General features: G+C 73.6%; 15 protein-coding genes and 2 tRNA genes. 7 read left to right on the top strand and 10 right to left on the bottom strand.

The window, feature by feature from the left end; translation table 11 throughout:
- Positions 1-5 precede the first annotated feature (5 nt).
- On the bottom strand, positions 6-737 hold the full coding sequence (locus ACWCV3_RS02180; RefSeq protein ID WP_451217043.1) for a maleate cis-trans isomerase family protein: 732 nt from the start codon (positions 735-737) through the stop codon (positions 6-8).
- A gap of 230 nt (positions 738-967) precedes the next feature.
- Between ACWCV3_RS02180 and ACWCV3_RS02175 the strand changes: the two genes are divergently transcribed.
- The 6 genes from ACWCV3_RS02175 (at position 968) to ACWCV3_RS02150 (ending at position 5,351) form a co-directional block, all read left to right on the top strand.
- The gene (locus tag ACWCV3_RS02175; protein WP_451217041.1) at positions 968-1,915 is read left to right on the top strand and encodes a D-2-hydroxyacid dehydrogenase; all 948 of its coding nucleotides are present in this window, start codon (positions 968-970) and stop codon (positions 1,913-1,915) included.
- Between the two features lie 64 nt (positions 1,916-1,979).
- Positions 1,980-2,906: an ectoine/hydroxyectoine ABC transporter substrate-binding protein EhuB gene (gene ehuB / locus ACWCV3_RS02170; RefSeq protein WP_451217038.1), complete on the top strand. Its 927-nt coding sequence runs from the start codon at positions 1,980-1,982 to the stop codon at positions 2,904-2,906.
- Positions 2,903-3,619, top strand: a complete 717-nt coding sequence (ehuC, locus tag ACWCV3_RS02165) for an ectoine/hydroxyectoine ABC transporter permease subunit EhuC (protein ID WP_451217035.1) — start codon at positions 2,903-2,905, stop codon at positions 3,617-3,619. Before ehuB ends, ehuC begins: the two co-directional genes overlap by 4 nt.
- On the top strand, positions 3,616-4,266 hold the full coding sequence (gene ehuD, locus ACWCV3_RS02160; RefSeq protein WP_451217032.1) for an ectoine/hydroxyectoine ABC transporter permease subunit EhuD: 651 nt from the start codon (positions 3,616-3,618) through the stop codon (positions 4,264-4,266). Before ehuC ends, ehuD begins: the two co-directional genes overlap by 4 nt.
- Positions 4,256-5,029: an ectoine/hydroxyectoine ABC transporter ATP-binding protein EhuA gene (gene ehuA / locus ACWCV3_RS02155; protein WP_451217029.1), complete on the top strand. Its 774-nt coding sequence runs from the start codon at positions 4,256-4,258 to the stop codon at positions 5,027-5,029. The genes ehuD and ehuA overlap by 11 nt, the downstream gene beginning before the upstream one ends.
- A gap of 248 nt (positions 5,030-5,277) precedes the next feature.
- Positions 5,278-5,351: transfer RNA gene (locus tag ACWCV3_RS02150), tRNA-Lys, on the top strand.
- Positions 5,352-5,462: 111 nt separating this feature from the next.
- Here ACWCV3_RS02150 and ACWCV3_RS02145 read toward each other — a convergent pair.
- The 4 genes from ACWCV3_RS02145 to ACWCV3_RS02130 all read right to left on the bottom strand — a co-directional run bounded on the left by ACWCV3_RS02145 (position 5,463) and on the right by ACWCV3_RS02130 (position 9,232).
- A complete protein-coding gene (locus tag ACWCV3_RS02145; protein ID WP_451217026.1) occupies positions 5,463-5,900 on the bottom strand; it encodes a hypothetical protein in 438 nt (145 codons plus the stop codon).
- Between the two features lie 88 nt (positions 5,901-5,988).
- The gene (locus tag ACWCV3_RS02140; protein WP_451217023.1) at positions 5,989-6,603 is read right to left on the bottom strand and encodes a lytic polysaccharide monooxygenase auxiliary activity family 9 protein; all 615 of its coding nucleotides are present in this window, start codon (positions 6,601-6,603) and stop codon (positions 5,989-5,991) included.
- Between the two features lie 132 nt (positions 6,604-6,735).
- Positions 6,736-7,854 (bottom strand): SPFH domain-containing protein, encoded by a 1,119-nt coding sequence (locus tag ACWCV3_RS02135; RefSeq protein ID WP_451217020.1) that lies wholly within the window; start codon positions 7,852-7,854, stop codon positions 6,736-6,738.
- Between the two features lie 85 nt (positions 7,855-7,939).
- On the bottom strand, positions 7,940-9,232 hold the full coding sequence (locus ACWCV3_RS02130) for a peptidoglycan-binding protein (RefSeq protein WP_451217017.1): 1,293 nt from the start codon (positions 9,230-9,232) through the stop codon (positions 7,940-7,942).
- A 185-nt stretch (positions 9,233-9,417) separates the two neighbouring features.
- On the opposite strand from ACWCV3_RS02130, the gene ACWCV3_RS02125 reads away from it, so the two are divergent.
- A tRNA-Lys gene (locus ACWCV3_RS02125) sits at positions 9,418-9,491 on the top strand.
- A gap of 583 nt (positions 9,492-10,074) precedes the next feature.
- On the opposite strand, the gene ACWCV3_RS02120 is transcribed toward ACWCV3_RS02125, so the two are convergent.
- From ACWCV3_RS02120 to ACWCV3_RS02100, 5 genes are all read right to left on the bottom strand, one after another.
- Positions 10,075-10,728, bottom strand: a complete 654-nt coding sequence (locus tag ACWCV3_RS02120) for a class F sortase (protein WP_451217014.1) — start codon at positions 10,726-10,728, stop codon at positions 10,075-10,077.
- A gap of 12 nt (positions 10,729-10,740) precedes the next feature.
- A complete protein-coding gene (locus ACWCV3_RS02115) occupies positions 10,741-11,367 on the bottom strand; it encodes a hypothetical protein (RefSeq protein WP_451217011.1) in 627 nt (208 codons plus the stop codon).
- Between the two features lie 117 nt (positions 11,368-11,484).
- Positions 11,485-12,264 carry an HAD-IIA family hydrolase gene (locus tag ACWCV3_RS02110; protein WP_451217008.1) on the bottom strand — a complete coding sequence of 260 codons (780 nt, stop codon included), beginning with the start codon at positions 12,262-12,264 and terminating at the stop codon, positions 11,485-11,487.
- A 226-nt stretch (positions 12,265-12,490) separates the two neighbouring features.
- The gene (locus ACWCV3_RS02105) at positions 12,491-13,687 is read right to left on the bottom strand and encodes a hypothetical protein (protein WP_451217005.1); all 1,197 of its coding nucleotides are present in this window, start codon (positions 13,685-13,687) and stop codon (positions 12,491-12,493) included.
- A 106-nt stretch (positions 13,688-13,793) separates the two neighbouring features.
- A complete protein-coding gene (locus ACWCV3_RS02100; protein ID WP_451217002.1) occupies positions 13,794-14,918 on the bottom strand; it encodes an ROK family transcriptional regulator in 1,125 nt (374 codons plus the stop codon).
- Between the last annotated feature and the right edge of the window lie 47 nt (positions 14,919-14,965).

Below are 14,965 nucleotides of genomic sequence, written 5' to 3'. Positions count from 1 at the left end.
GCACGTCAGAGCCGGGCGACGGGCTCGCGGGTGAAGAGGGCGCCGAGGGTGTCGGTGTGCAGCCGGCGGTCGGCCAGCCGCAGCCCCTCCCACACCGAGACCTGGGACGCCGTGAGCACCGGCTTGCCGAGCGCCGCCTCCAGCGCGGACAGGTGGGCGGCGGTGCGCAGCGCGGTGTCGGGCAGCAGTACCGCCTCGGCGTCCGGGGTGTCGGTGGCCCGGGCCAGGGCCAGCAGTTCCGCCTCGTCGCCCTCGGCGGCGCGCTCTGCGACCAGGGCGTCGACCTCCTCGGCACCGGTCACCTCCAGTCCGCCCTCGGCCAGGAACGCCCGGAACTGGGCGGCGGTCTTCGGCGGGTAGGCGTGCGCGACGGCGACGGCGCGGACGCCGAGCGCCTGGGCGGCGTGCACGAAGCCCAGCGAGGTGGAGGAGGCGGGGAGTCCGGCCTGCCGGGCCAGCTCCGTCGCCTCGGTGTGGGCGCCCTTCCAGCCGTGCGCGAAGCCGCCCGCCGGGCTGGTCCACACCACGGCCTCGGCGCCGGTAAGCCGCAGCCCCTCCATGGCCGTCGTGAGCCGTCCGGCGAAGTCCGCTCCGTGCAGCGGGTCCACCGCGTGGGCGTCCTCGCCGGTGCCGGTGTGCACCAGGTCCAGCCGGACCGCGCCGGCGAGCAACTGCTCGATGCGCGGGTAGTCGTCCTCGCCGCGATGGCCCGGGCAGAGGAATCCGATCGCTGTCATGTCGGCCTTTCTGTCTTCGTCCACGGTCTGTTCAGGGATCTCCCCTGCGTCTTCCCCCGCTTCCCGCGAGGGCGCCCCGTGTGGCCCGCACGGCGGTACGGGCACCCGTGCTCCCGGTCCGGATACCCAGCGGGAGCCGGATCTCCTCCCCGGGGCGCGGCCCGTTGACGGCGCCGGGCCCCCGTGCCAGCGTGGGGCGACCGCGCGGAAGAGGGAGAGGTGGCAGGCCGATGACCCTCCCCACCCTGCTGGTGCTGGGCGGCGGTCCGCCGCCCAGGCTCGGCCGGCTCACCGGGCGGGCACGGGTGCTGCACACCGACGACGGCGGTCTGGCCGCGCTGCTGCCGGAGGCGGACGTGCTGCTGGTGTGGGACTTCCGGTCGCGGGCGGTGCGCGACGCCTGGCCCGGCGAGGGGCCTCGTCCGGCCTGGGTGCACACGGCGAGCGCGGGCGTGGACCATCTGATGTGCCCCGAACTGGCCGCCTCAGAAACGGTGGTGACCAACGCGCGCGGTGTCTTCGACCAGCCGATGGCCGAGTACGTGGCCGCGCTGGTGCTCGCGGCCGCCAAGGACCTCCCGCGCACGGTGGAGCTCCAGCGGGAGCGCGTGTGGCGGCACCGGGAGACGCGGCGGGTGGCGGGCACCCGCGCCTGCGTGGTCGGCTCCGGGCCGATCGGCCGGGCGATCGCAGCCACCCTGAAGGCGCTCGGGGTGACACCCGCGCTGGTGGGCCGGGTCCCTCGCACCGGTGTGCACGGACCGGCCGACCTGGACCGGCTGATCGCCCGCGCGGACTGGGTGATCGCCGCCGCCCCGCTCACCGGGCAGACGCGCGGCATGTTCGACGCGCACCGTTTCGGGGTGATGCAGCCCTCGGCCGTCTTCGTCAACGTGGGCCGGGGCGAGCTGGTGGACGAGTCCGCCCTCGCCGAGGCCCTGCGCAGACGCTGGATCGCGGGTGCCGCCCTGGACGTCTTCGCCACCGAACCGCTGCCCGCCGACAGCCCGTTGTGGGAGCTGCCCGGCCTGCTCGTCTCGCCGCACATGAGCGGTGACACGGTGGGCTGGCGGGACGAACTCGGCGCGCAGTTCGTGGACCTGTTCGAGCGCTGGGCCGCCGGAAGAGGGCTGGTCAACGTGGTGGACAAGAAGCGCGGCTACGTACCGGGACACTGAACTCCCGCTCCATGGAAGAAAATCCGCGCGCATGACCCGTACGGCCCTGGGTAGCGGCGCCGCCATGGCTTCTGGACTTGGCAAGAACACGGAGAGAATCCGGCCGGTGCGCCTGCGGGAGAGACGGGCGGTGCTGCTGGGCGCGCTGGCACTGGGCGGGGCGGGAGCGCTGGGGGCGACGGGGTGTACGCGGGTCGCGGCCGGGTCCGGCGAGAAGGGCGGCGACCTGCTGGACCGGCTGCGCGCCCAGGGCGTCGTACGGCTGGGAATCGCCGGCGAGGTGCCCTTCGGGTTCATCGACCGGGACGGCAGCCTCACCGGGGAGGCGCCGGAACTGGCCAGGGTGATCTTCAAGCGGCTCGGTGTGGAGCGGGTGCAGCCGGTGCCGACCGAGTTCGGCTCGCTCATACCCGGCCTGAACTCGCAGCAGTTCGACGTGGTGGCCGCCGGCATGTACGTCAACGCCGAGCGCTGCCGCCAGGTCCTCTTCGCCGACCCGGACTACCAGATGAAGGACGCCTTCATCGTCCGCAAGGGCAACCCCAGGGGCCTGCGCTCCTACCGGGACGTGGTGGAGAAGAAGGCGAGGTTCGCCACCGGCGCGGGGTACGCGGAGATCCAGTACGCGGTCGAGGCGGGCTACAAGGAGAACGACATCCTCATCGTGCCGGACCAGGTCGCGGGGCTGAACGCGGTGGAGGCCGGCCGGGTCGACGTGTTCGCCGGTACGGCGCTGACCACGCGCGAGGTGGTCAGGAAGTCCCGGAAGGCGGAGTCCACCGAGCCGTTCGCGCCGCTGGTCGGGGGCCGGCCGCACGTCGACGGCGGCGCGTTCGCGTTCCGGCCCGTCGAGACCCGGCTGCGGGACGCCTTCAACGCCGAACTGCGCGAGCTGAAGCGCACCGGTGAGCTGCTCCGCATCCTCCGGCCGTTCGGGTTCACCCGGGCCGAGATGACGGACCTCACCGCGAAGGAGCTGTGCGCCGGATGACCCCGGGACTGTGGGAACTCGTCCTGCGGGGCGTCTGGACGACCGTCCAGCTCCTCGTGCTGAGCGCGCTGCTGGCGTCGGCGGTGTCCTTCGCCGTCGGTGTCGCGCGCACCGACCGGCGCCGGCTCGTGCGCTTCCTCGCGGGGCTGTACACGGAGGTGTTCCGCGGCACCTCGGCGCTGGTGATGATCTTCTGGGTGTTCTTCGTGCTGCCCGTCGCCTTCGGCTGGCAGCTGGTCCCGCTGTGGGCGGGCACCCTGGCGCTCGGCCTGACGTACGGCGCGTACGGGTCGGAGATCGTGCGCGGCGCCCTGAACGCGGTCGACCCGGCGCAGCGCGAGGGCGGGATCGCGCTCGGCTTCACCCCGTGGCAGCGGCTCAGGCTGATCCTGCTGCCGCAGGCGGTGCCGGAGATGGTGCCGCCCTTCTCCAACCTGCTGATCGAACTGCTCAAGGGCACCGCGCTGGTGTCGGTGATGGGCATGGGCGACCTCGCCTTCAGCGCCAACCTGGTGCGGCTGGCCCTCCAGCGCAGCGCGGAGATCTACACGTACGTCCTGCTCATCTACTTCGTGATCGCGTTCGGGCTGACCCGGCTGATGCGGTCGCTGGAGAAGCGGCTGAAGGCGGGGCTGGGCCAGGGGCCCGCCCCTGAGCCGGCTGCGCGGGAGAGCGAACCGGCCGGGACGAGCAAGGTGGGTGGTGCGGCATGAGGTGGGACTGGAACGCCGTGAGCGACTTCATGCCGTACTTCTGGCAGGGACTGCTGGTCACGCTCCAGGTGGTGGCGCTCGGCTCGCTGCTGTCGTTCTCGCTGGGGCTGGTGTGGGCGCTGCTGATGCGGCTGCCCTCGCGCTGGGTGCGCTGGCCGGTCGGTGTGGTCACCGAGTTCGTGCGCGACACCCCGCTGCTGGTGCAGCTGTTCTTCCTGTTCTACGTACTCCCCGAACGGGGCGTGGCCTTCTCCGCGCTGACCACCGGGGTCCTCGCCATCGGGCTGCACTACTCGACGTACACCATGCAGGTCTACCGGGCCGGGATCGAGGCCGTGCCGGTGGGCCAGTGGGAGGCGGCGGCCGCGCTGAGCCTGCCCCGGCGGCGGACCTGGACCGCGGTGATCCTGCCGCAGGCCCTGCGCCGGGTGATCCCGGCACTGGGCAACTACGTGATCTCCATGCTGAAGGACACCCCGATGCTGATGGTGATCACCGTGCTGGAGATGCTCGGCCGGGCGCGGCTGTTCTCGCAGGCGAACTTCCAGTTCACCGAGCCGCTGACCGTGATCGGCGTGGCCTTCGTCGTCCTGTCCTACCTGGCCTCCCTTCTCCTGCGAGCACTGGAGCGACGTCTTGTCCGCTGACATCACCCTGCCGAAGCAGAACCAGTCCGGTGAGCTGATCCGGCTGGAGCACGTCACCAAGCGCTTCGGCGCCAACACCGTCCTCGACCGCCTCGACTTCTCCGTGGACGCGGGCAGACACGTCACCCTGATCGGCCCCTCCGGCTCGGGCAAGACCACGATCCTGCGCCTGCTGATGACCCTCACCAAGCCGGACGAGGGCACCGTCACCGTGGACGGCCAGGCGCTGTTCCCGGCGCCGGAGAAGCAGGTCAGGGAGGTGCGGAAGAAGATCGGGATGGTCTTCCAGCACTTCAACCTGTTCCCGAACATGTCGGTGCTGCGCAACATCACCGAGGCGCCGGTCCAGGTGCTCGGGCTCTCCCGGGACGAGGCGGAGGCGCGGGCGCGCGAGCTGCTGGAGCTGGTGGGGCTCTCCGACAAGCTCGACGCGCGGCCCACCCGGCTCTCCGGCGGCCAGCAGCAGCGGGTCGCCATCGCGCGGGCGCTCGCCATGCGGCCGCGGGTGCTCCTGCTGGACGAGGTGACCAGCGCACTCGATCCGGAGCTGGTCGCGGGCGTGCTGGACGTGCTGCGCGACATCGCCCGCGGCACCGACATCACCATGCTCTGCGTGACCCATGAGATGGGGTTCGCGCGGGACATCTCCGACCAGGTGCTGATGTTCGACCAGGGCCGGGTGGTGGAGTCCGGGCCGCCGGAGAAGATCTTCGGCGACCCGGAGCAGGAGCGGACGCGGGAATTCCTCAGCGCGGTGCTGTAGCCGGGCGGGCGCGGAGGCGGCTGTCCACCGCGCCTGCGCCCCGGCCCGTGGCGGAAGCGGTACACCGACCGGATCGCGCGTGCCGGCCGTGCCGGGCGGCGGACGCCCTCGACCGGCCGGCGGCCCCGGTCCTGCTGCCTGGCGCCGCAGGCCGTCCGGAGGCGGGTCGGGCGGTGGTCGGGAGCACCCCCGGGGACCGGGTAGTATTTTCTCTGTCGCCGGCCGCGGAAGCGGAAGGCGGGAGTCATGCGCCGCTAGCTCAGTTGGTTAGAGCAGCTGACTCTTAATCAGCGGGTCCGGGGTTCGAGTCCCTGGCGGCGCACATCTGCCGAGGGCGGACCGGGAAACCGGTCCGCCCTCGCGGTTTTCCTAGTGCTGTGACCGGCAAGGTTCACCGGCTCGCGGCGTCCGGCAAACCTTTCCAGGCACAGCACTAGACCGCCGAGTGGACGGAGACCGCGAAGAGCACGCAGCCCACCGCGACCACTGCCATGAAGGCGACCAGCACTCCGGTCCCGAGGACGAGCCGCCCCCGGGCCGGCCGGAGCGCGGTGGCCCACTGCGGCCGCTCGGCCAGGTAGCGCACCGTCACATGATCGCCCGCCAGCACGGTCGAGTCGCCCCCCACCTCGTCGAACCGGAACCTCTGGCCCTCGCGGGTGGTGAACTCGTACACGTGGTGGAGCGTGCTGCGCACGGCCGTGTCATGGCCGCCGCTGGTCTTCGTGTACGTGTGGAGGCAGCGCCCCTCGGCCGTCAGGCCGTGGGCCCACGTCCGGCTGGTGCGCAGGGCGCGGCGGATCACCTGGACCGTGCCCAGGACACACCCGGTCACGATCAGTCCGGGCACGAAATAGAGAAACGCGTCCATCAGGCCCCCCTGGGTCGGCACGCCGCTCCGGTGGACCGGCGTGCCGTGAACGTACCCGTGCGGCGGGGCGGTCGGCCTCAGAAGAAGCTCAGAACGTGACGTCCGAGCAGGCGTAGAAGGCGTTCGTGGTGTCGGCCACGTTCCACACCGCGAGGATCACGTGGTGGCCGGTCAGCCCTTGGGGCAGGGTGCCGCTGTGGCTGAGCGTGGACGGCGGGCGCCGGCCCTCGTACGGGACGGAGAGGAACGGGGTCAGGTTGAGGTCGGACCGGGTCAGGGCGTGGTTCTGGTTCCAGCCCTGCCTGGTGACGTAGTAGGTGAAGTCGCTGGTGGCGTGCATGGCGGTGAACTGCCAGCGGAAGGTGTACGACTGGCCGCCGGTGACCGGGGTGGTGGGCCAGGCGCCGCCGCCGGGGGTGTTCGGGGCGTCGAGGCGGTCGAAGCGGCTGTTGCCGCCGCTGCAGAGCCGGCCGTCGCCGGGGCCGGAGCCGGGGAAACCCTTGGGCCCCTCGACGCTCTGCGGCTCCCACTGGATGTCGCCGCAGTTCGCCACGGAGCCGTTCTGGCAGAGCTTCTGCCGGCTGACGGGGAGGTCGGTGTAGCCGTGGCCGCTGGCGCCGCCGGTGGAGAGTACGAAGGCGCCGGCGGTGACCATGCCGAGCACGGCCGCGGACAACGCTGACAACCTGGTCCTGGTACGCATGCTGCCGCTCCTGGGGAACGTCGTGGGGAGGGTTCACTGAGCCGGGCTGTGCGAGGACGGTGCGATAGGTCCAGACCAAGTGTCAGATTATTGCCGGGAGTTGAACGTGTCCATACCGTTCGGCGGCATGCCTCAGGCCGGTTCCCGGCGGGCCGCGCAGAAGGCCACCGTGAGGTCCCGGACCAGCGCCTTGCGCTCGTAGTCGTCCAGCTCGACCAGCCCGCGCGTGGTGAGCCGGGTGACCGTGTCCTCGACCGAGTCCACCACCGAGCCGAGCATGGTGGCCCGCTGCTGGGCGTCGAGGGCGGCGATCCGGCGCCGCTGCATGGCGCCGGCGACCTCGGGCGCGTACTCCACCCGGACCGGCTGCACGGAGAACACCTCCAACCCGACCGGCGCCGCGTCCGCCGCGACCAGCCGGGTCAGCGCGTCCCCGGCCGCGTCCGCCCCGCTGCGCGCCCCGCCGGGCAGCTCCACCGGGACCCGCGCGAGGGCCGACTCCACGCACTCGCGCAGATAGGTCTCGTGGTCCTCGATTCCCAGCAGCGCCCGTGCGGTGTCCCGCACCCGCCACACCACCAGCACCACCACGCGCAGGGCCACCCCGCCCGCGTCGGCGGCGGGCACCGCGCCGCTGCGCCAGTGCCGCAGCCGCACATCGGCCCGGCGCCGCCGCAGCAGCGGGTTGATCCACAGCAGCCCGGTCCGCCGGACGGTCCCCCGGTAGCGGCCGAACAGCCCCAGCACCCAGGCCCGCCCGGCGTGCCCGCGCGTCAGACCGGCGAACCCGGACAGTCCCAGCGCCCCGGCCCCCGCGTACGCCGCCCACTGCGCGGCGCCGAGCCCCGCGCCGGGGTGCGTGCCGAGCACCTCCCCGGGCAGCACCCCCGCCCACCAGGTGGTCGCCACGCAGCCGGCGACCCCGCCGAGCCCGGCCAGCACCCCGGCCGCGCCCGGCAGCACCCGCGCCGGACGCTCCTCGAGTTCGGGGTCGGGACGCGGTTCGGGCCGTCTGCGGACCGGTGCCGGGCGGACGCGCGGGGGCTGTTCTCCGGCGTCCTGCCGGCGGTTGACCACACCGGGGCGGCGGGTACCCGGGGCGGGCTCGTCACGGAAGAGCAGGTGGACGGGGATCTCGGTGGTCGCCTCGGTGTGGATCACCCGGGGCGGCCGGAGGGCCGTCCCCGCCGCGCCCGGCGGACCCTCCGGGTGTTCCTCGGGCTCGTGCGTGTGGGATGCGGTCGTGCTCATGGATGCCTCCAGCCTCCGCGCCGGGTGCGTCAAGACAGGGATCCGGGCCGCGCGCGGACGCGGGGCCCGGAGGTGACCGGGCGCCTCAGCCGAACAGGCGGCGCCAGGTCTCGGGGCCCGGGTAGCCGTCCGCCGCTCCGCCGCGCCAGCCCTGGGCACGCTGGAAGGCCTCGACGGCACGTCGGTCCGACTCGCTCCAGCGGGGTCCGGGCCCGGTGGTGTAGAACCGGCCGAATCCCCTCTTCACCAGTTGCCGCCCCAGTCGGGTGACGTGGGCGTTGTCCGCGCCCGCCCTGAAGTACTGCTTGCCGGGAAAGGCCGGGACGCCGCCGGAGCCGGCCGATTTGCCGGGGATGTCCTTACCGGTTCCGGTGACCAGCAGCTGCCAGGTGCGCGGGCCGGGCAGCCCGTCGGCGGCCGGACCGGTCCAGCCCTGGGCCTTCTGGAACGCCTGGGTGGCGCGCCGGTCGGCCTCGCCCCAGACCGGGCCGGGACCCGTCGAGTAGTACGGGCGGCCGCCCCGGGCGACCAGCATCTCACCGAGCAGGGTGACGTACTTGTTGTTCGCGCCGGGGCCGAAGTACTCGGTCCCGGGGAAGGGCACCGGGGCGGTCGCCGGCTCGGCGCCCGCCGTCCCGGCGGTGACGCCCTTGTAGCGGTAGGGGACGTACTTGGAGGCGTTGTTCCAGTAGGTGTAGGGCGTGCTCTGGCGGCGGGTGTGCGGGGACGTCTGCTCGTACGCCGTGTAGGCGGTGCGGGTGTGGTCGGTCCAGCCGCCGAAGATCACGACGTGCGAGCCGCCCTGGGGGTCGGCGGTGTTGTGGAAGAGCAGGATGTCGCCGGGCTGGAGTTCCTCCTTGGTGGTCTTCACCGCGAACTGCCCCAGGCTCCCCGTCCACTCGTTGGAGAGCAGTCCCCAGGCCATGGAGACGTAGCCCGAGCAGTCCTGCCGGTACCCGTCCGACCAGAACTTGGTCATGCTGTACGGCACCTGTGCGGTGACCCACTGCTTGGCCCGGTTGATGATCGCCGTCCGGGTGGTGGCGGGGGTCCTGGCCTGCGGCCGGACGGGCGAGCCGGCCGGGCCGTGCAGGGGTGCGGTGCCGCCCTGCGGGGTGGCGGCGTCCCCGTCGGCCGCCGGGGCGCCGGGGCGGTGCGGGGCGGTGTGAGGAGGCGGCGCCTGCGCGAACGCGCCGGCCGCCGGGGCGGCGCCGAGGACGGCGGACGCGGCGGCGGCCACGACCACCGCGCTCCGGACCGCCGGGCGGCCGGCGGTCCGGGGGGACGCCGGGCGGGGAGCGAGCCGCCGCCACCGGACGCAGCCCTGGCAGTCGCATTCGCCCGGCGGATCGAATTCCTCGAACACCGGAGCCGTCATGCGATCCGCCTCACATTCGGGGTGGATATGTCCGCTTGTGTGCACGTTGATCATTCTCACAACTGTCGTCGTGACGCGCATGTTGACGGTCCGAATGGTGCACACCCGCGGCCCGGGCCCCGGCCGGCCCGTCGTCGGTGGTCAGGAGCACCCTGGCGGGTCCTGTAGAGTTTTCCCGTCAGCAGGCGCCGCTAGCTCAGTTGGTTAGAGCAGCTGACTCTTAATCAGCGGGTCCGGGGTTCGAGTCCCTGGCGGCGCACAGACAACGAGCAGGCCCCCCGTGCGAACGGGGGGCCTGCTCGCGTTTCCGCTCACCGCGGCAAACGGTTCCGACCGGCGGGCAACGGGTTTCCCGTCGTGCGATCACGCTCGTCGGAAGGAAGAGCCTTTTTTCCATGATGCCGTGGAAGCAAAGCAGTTGGAGTGAAAACCGGTCGCGCACCGCGCCCAGCGGGGCCCTCTCGCGCCGCGACCGGAGCATCGCTTCCCTGCTCTGCTCACGGTGAGTAGGAGTCCGGTCACGCGTGCCGGGGAGCCGCCCGCGCCGGCCCGCGTGTGCGGTCGGACGACTCGCGAGGGACGATCCGTCACGCACCGGCCGGGCCGGGCCGCGGCCCCGCGCTCCGGATCGGCCTCCACATCCGGAAGCGGCGGCACGACGTCTCCCCGCGCGAGCCGGAGGGGGCGGCCGGATAGCGGGCATGACGGTGTCGGCGCTCCCCGCGCCGGTGTACGCACGCCGGACGTGGTGCCGCGCCGCAGGAGCGGCTTCGTGGAGAAACCCAGGGGCGACCGGCCGGCCCGGCACTCGCTCGGGCCGCGTCTGTCCCCGCGAGGGGCGTTCAGGCTCCCGTACCGGTGAGGTACGCGGAGACGACCACGTTCGCCGTGTAGGCGCGGGTGGCGCGGTCGTAGGTGCCGCCGCAGGTGATCAGGCGGAGTTCGGCGCGGCCGGGGTGACGGGTGCCGTAGGCGCGTTGCGCGTCGAAGTGGTCGGCGGGGAGGACCTCGACGTCGTCGATCGTGAACCGGGCGACCTTGCCGTCCGCACGGACCACCCGGACGGTCTTGCCGGGTTCGAGGGTGCTGAGCCGGTAGAAGACGGCGGGCCGGGTCTGGGTGTCGACATGGCCGACCAGGAGCGCGGTGCCGTTCGCGCCGGGTGTCGTCCCGGCGCCGTACCAGCCGACCACCCCGGGCTGGTCGAAGGGCGGCGGGTCGATGCCGCCCCGGCTGTCCAGCCCGCGCTTGACCACCGGTGCCTGGATGGCGAGTTGGGGGATGTCGACGCGCTGCGGCGCGGAGTCGGGCAGTGGGGCCGCGGGGGCGGGCAGGGTGACGCCGCCGAGCCCGGCGACATCACCGTGCGTGGTGCCGGCCGGGCTGTCGGGCAGCCCGGTCACGTCACGACCCCAGAGCCAGAGTCCGAGCAGCAGCACGGCCCAGGCCGCGACCGTGACCGTCCGGCTGGTGACGCGTCCCCGCTCCTCGGACATCCCGGCGCCCGCTCAGCCGTCGTTCCGGCTCCGGCGGGACCGGAGCGCCCCGACCGTGACCGCCGCGCAGCCGGCGAGGGCCAGTCCCGTCAGGGCCTGGGCGGCGCCGGGCCCCGAGCCGGTGGGCGCCACGGTGGCGAACAGGGTGCCGGTGTCCGCCCCGGCGGCCGTACCGCCGCCGCCCGCGTGCACCGGGGCGACCGGGAGGGGCCCGGTGTCCGGCCCCGAGTCGGAGCCGGCGCCGGTGTCCGCGTCGGGGCGGGTGCCGCGCCCGGACTCGTCGACGCTGATCCGGCGGGTGAACGAGTAGTCGGCGCAGGTGATCCGCACGTCGTACGCGCCGGCCTTGAGGGAGGTGCGTACCCGGGTCTGCCCGGACAGGTCGCCCTGGCCGCCGGTCAGCCGCGCGTCCGAGACGAACGCGCTGGAGACCGCCGTGCCCTGCGAGGCCGTGCAGCCGCGCACCCGCAGCGACACGTCGGTGCCGGGCAGCGGGATCGCCGGGGCCACGGTGAGCCCGCCGGTGCCCCGCGAGCCGCTGTCGTACGTGCCGCCGCTGTCCGCCGCGTGGGCGACCGCCGGGGTGAACGCGGCGGCGGCGATGATTCCGGTACAGAGAGTGAGGCGAAGTGAGCCCATCGTGAACCTCCAGATAGTGGGAGGTTCCCCCGTCCGGTGCTCACCCGCATCCGGACAGGGTGTCCGGTTGCTCCGTACGGGTGGGGCCGGGTTTGAGGAGTTCGCCAACGCCCCAGGTCAGACCAGGTCCACCAGGTCCGCGATGGAGTCGGCGACCTTGGACGGGCGGAACGGATAGCGGTCGATCTCGTCCGGCCGGGTGACCCCGCTGAGCACCAGGAAGGTCCGCATCCCGGCCTCCAGTCCCGCGAGCACGTCGGTGTCCATGCGGTCACCGATCATCGCGGAGGTCTCCGAGTGGGCGCCGAGCACGTTGAGACCGGCCCGCATCATCAGCGGGTTGGGCTTGCCGACGAAGTACGGCTTCTTCTTGGTCGCGGCGGTGATCAGAGCGGCGACCGAGCCGGTGGCGGGCAGCGCGCCCTCGGTGGAGGGGCCGACGTTGTCGGGGTTGGTGGCGATGAAGCGGGCGCCGTCGTTGATCAGCCGGACCGCCTTGGTCATCGCCTCGAAGCTGTACGTCCGCGTCTCGCCCAGGATCACGAAGTCCGGGTCGTGGTCGGTGAGGACGTACCCGACGTCGTGCAGCGCGGTGGTCAGGCCGGCCTCGCCGATGACGTACGCGCTGCCTCCGGGTCGCTGCTCGTCCAGGAACTGGGCGGTGGCCAGCGCGGACGTCCAGATGTTCTCCACCGGCACCTCGAGGCCCATCCGCTTCAGCCTGGCGTGCAGGTCCCTGGCGGTGTAGATGGAGTTGTTCGTCAGCACCAGGAAGGGCCGCTCGGCCTCCCGCAGCTTCTTCAGAAAGGCGTCGGCGCCGGGGATGGGCACCCCCTCATGGATCAGCACGCCGTCCATGTCGGTGAGCCATGACTCGATGGGCCTGCGGTCTGCCATGCCTACGTCCTCCAGCGAGTGTCTGCCGACGGCTTCCGGGGTCCAGGGTAGTTACAGCAGATCCCGATCGGTGATCGGCAGCCGCCCGGGACCGGCGGCGACCAGGTACGGGCGCGGTGGCGGGCCGGGGTGCGGGCGGAGCTCCAGCGCCTGGTCGGGGGCGATCTCGGCTCCCCCACCGGCCTGGACCGGTCGCGGGGCGCGGTCGACCCCCCGCGGGCCCCGGTCAGTGGCGTCTGCGGGTCAGCAGCAGTGCGGTGGTGCCGAGGAGGACCAGGAGGGCGGCCACGGCTGCGAGGAGGGCGCGGGGAAGGGGGCGGCCGGTGTGGGCGAGTTCGGGGATCTGGGGGTCCTCGGGGTCGTCGGGGTCGTCGGGGTTCTCGGTGTCGTGGGGGGCCGGAGGCGAGGGGTCGGCGGGGGCGGGGGTGTCCGGGGCGTAGGGGTCTTCGGGGGCCGGGGTGACGCCTGCCTCCGTGGTGTCGGGGGCCCGGGAGGGGCTGACCGGAATGCTGTCGGGGTCGGTCGGGTCGGCGGTGTCGCCGGGGCCGGCCGGGCGGGCGGGCTCGTCGGTGCGCGCAGGGTCGCCCGGGTCGTCGGTGTCCCCCGCGCGGCCGGGCTCCTCGGTGTCCCCCGCGCGGCCGGACTCCTCGGTCTGCCCCGCGCGGCCGGGCTCCTCGGCGCCTACGGGGCGGCCTGCTTCGTCCGTGCCCGTCGGGCGGGCGGTGCCGGCCGTGCCCACGGGACGGCCCGACTCGTCCGTGGCCGCCGGCCGGGGGGGCCGGCCCGGCCCGGTCGGCGGGGCGGAGCCCTTCGTGCGGGCGGGGTCGGGTTCCTCGCCGTCGATGTCGAAGACGTAGTCCTCGGACTCCCCCACCCACTCCCCGTCCTGCCCCCGTCGCTGGACCAGCGCGGCCTTGGCGGTGACGTGGTCGGCGTACGCCTCGGAGGTGATCATCAACCGGAGCCTGACGGTGACCGTCTTGCCGGGGGCCACGGTGTACCCGGCGAAACCGTCGGCGCCGACCACGCCGACCAGTTCCTGGTGATCGGTGCTCTCCAGCCGTACGGGGCGCCGCCTGCGTCCGTCGTAGAAGTCGAGTTTGGCCTGCGACGGCCGTAGAAGACGCTCGTCGTCGACGAGGACCACCACCGGATGGACGTCCGCGCACGTCTGGGACCCGGTGTTGAACAGGTCGATGTACCAGGTGCCGGGTGTCCCGCCGGCCTGGTAGGTGCCGGGACCGCCGTGGATGCGGGTGCCGAGCGGGAAGGACCCGTCGTCCCCCGCCGGACAGGGCGCGACGGCGGCCGCCGCCGAGACGGGCGCGAGCGCGGTGACCGCGACCAGGCAGAGCGAGGCGGGAACGGAGGCGCACGCGGCGGAGCGGGACGGGAACGACGACAGGGCCGAGGACAATCGCATGAACACATGAACATGCCGGACCCCCGCCCCGGGGCCCCGCGCCACTCCGGCCACGCCCCCGGCTCCGCCCGATCAGTGGACACGGGCTGCGCCAACCGGCAGCCCCCTACCCTTCCGACCGCCCGAACACCGGTGCCAGCAGCAACTGCCCCGCCCCCACCGCCACCACCCGCTCGCCGCCCGGCGCCAGCCGTACCGGCACCGCGTCCTGGAGCACCCCCTCCCGCCCGGCCCGCGCCGCGAGTATTCCGGCGACCCCCTCGACGTACTCCCCCGGTGCCGCGGCGACCGTCCGCCCGCCGAGCAGCACCCGGTCGATGTCCAGCAGCCCCGCCAGGTTCCCGGCCCCCACCCCGAGCACGCGCGCCGCCTCCCCCGTCTCGCCACGCCTGACGGCCGCCAGGCACAGCGCCTCCAGGCACCCCCGGTCCCCGCACTCGCACGGCGGTCCGTCGAGCTGGATCACCTGGTGGCCGAACTCCCCGGCCCCGGTCCGCGCCCCCCGGTGCACGCTCCCGCCGATCACCAGGCCCGCGCCGAGGCCCGTCCCGAGGTGCAGGTAGGCGAACGACCCGCCCTCACCCCCCGCCGCCAGCCCGAGCGCCGCCGCGTTGGTGTCCTTGTCGACCACGACCGGCACCCCGAGCCGCCCGGCGAGCGCGTCCCGCAGCGCGAACCCCTCCCACTCCGGGAACCCGGTCACCCGGTGCAGCACCCCGCCTGCGTGGTCCAGCGGACCCGGCAGCGCGACCCCGACCCCGAGCAGCGTCCCCGCGTCCGCAAGCCTCTCGCCGCCCAGCACCTCCGTGACGAGCGCCGTCACCTCGTCCACGACCAGCGCGAGCACCGTCCGCGCTCCGCCGCCGAGGCCGGTGTCACCGCGCCGCTCGCCCACCACGGTGCCGTTCAGGTCGAGCAGCACCACCCGCAGCTCGTCCCGGTCCAGGTGCACGCCCACCGCGTGCCCGGCCCCGGGGACCAGCCGCAGCACGGTGCGCGGCTTGCCGCCCGTGGAGGCGCGGCGTCCGGCCTCGGCGGCGAAGCCGTCCTCCCGCAGCCGCGCGGTGATCTTGCTGACGGCCTGCGGGGTGAGCCCCGTGCGCTCGGCGAGTTCCAGCCTGCTGATGCCCTCCGCGCCGGCGCCGCGCAGCAGATCGAGCACGAGTGCGGTGTTGTGCGACCGCACCGCGAGCAGATTCGCCCCCGCCGGATTGCTCCTCGTCCTGTTCACGGGCCCATTCTCCCCGCCGCTTGCACTTTGGCAACAGCGTTGCGAAA

The organism is Streptomyces sp. NPDC001781, assembly GCF_053596035.1.
The sequence above is the reverse complement of the archived record's forward strand: the minus strand, read 5'-3'. Positions and strand labels throughout refer to the sequence as shown.

Coding starts and splice junctions, on each gene's coding strand:
- ACWCV3_RS02180 (WP_451217043.1), bottom strand. CDS start 737: ATGACAGCGATCGGATTCCTCTGCCCGGGCCATCGCGGCGAGGACGAC.
- ACWCV3_RS02175 (WP_451217041.1), top strand. CDS start 968: ATGACCCTCCCCACCCTGCTGGTGCTGGGCGGCGGTCCGCCGCCCAGG.
- ehuB (WP_451217038.1), top strand. CDS start 1,980: ATGGCTTCTGGACTTGGCAAGAACACGGAGAGAATCCGGCCGGTGCGC.
- ehuC (WP_451217035.1), top strand. CDS start 2,903: ATGACCCCGGGACTGTGGGAACTCGTCCTGCGGGGCGTCTGGACGACC.
- ehuD (WP_451217032.1), top strand. CDS start 3,616: ATGAGGTGGGACTGGAACGCCGTGAGCGACTTCATGCCGTACTTCTGG.
- ACWCV3_RS02145 (WP_451217026.1), bottom strand. CDS start 5,900: ATGGACGCGTTTCTCTATTTCGTGCCCGGACTGATCGTGACCGGGTGT.
- ACWCV3_RS02140 (WP_451217023.1), bottom strand. CDS start 6,603: ATGCGTACCAGGACCAGGTTGTCAGCGTTGTCCGCGGCCGTGCTCGGC.
- ACWCV3_RS02135 (WP_451217020.1), bottom strand. CDS start 7,854: ATGAGCACGACCGCATCCCACACGCACGAGCCCGAGGAACACCCGGAG.
- ACWCV3_RS02130 (WP_451217017.1), bottom strand. CDS start 9,232: ATGACGGCTCCGGTGTTCGAGGAATTCGATCCGCCGGGCGAATGCGAC.
- ACWCV3_RS02120 (WP_451217014.1), bottom strand. CDS start 10,728: ATGTCCGAGGAGCGGGGACGCGTCACCAGCCGGACGGTCACGGTCGCG.
- ACWCV3_RS02115 (WP_451217011.1), bottom strand. CDS start 11,367: ATGGGCTCACTTCGCCTCACTCTCTGTACCGGAATCATCGCCGCCGCC.
- ACWCV3_RS02110 (WP_451217008.1), bottom strand. CDS start 12,264: ATGGCAGACCGCAGGCCCATCGAGTCATGGCTCACCGACATGGACGGC.
- ACWCV3_RS02105 (WP_451217005.1), bottom strand. CDS start 13,687: ATGCGATTGTCCTCGGCCCTGTCGTCGTTCCCGTCCCGCTCCGCCGCG.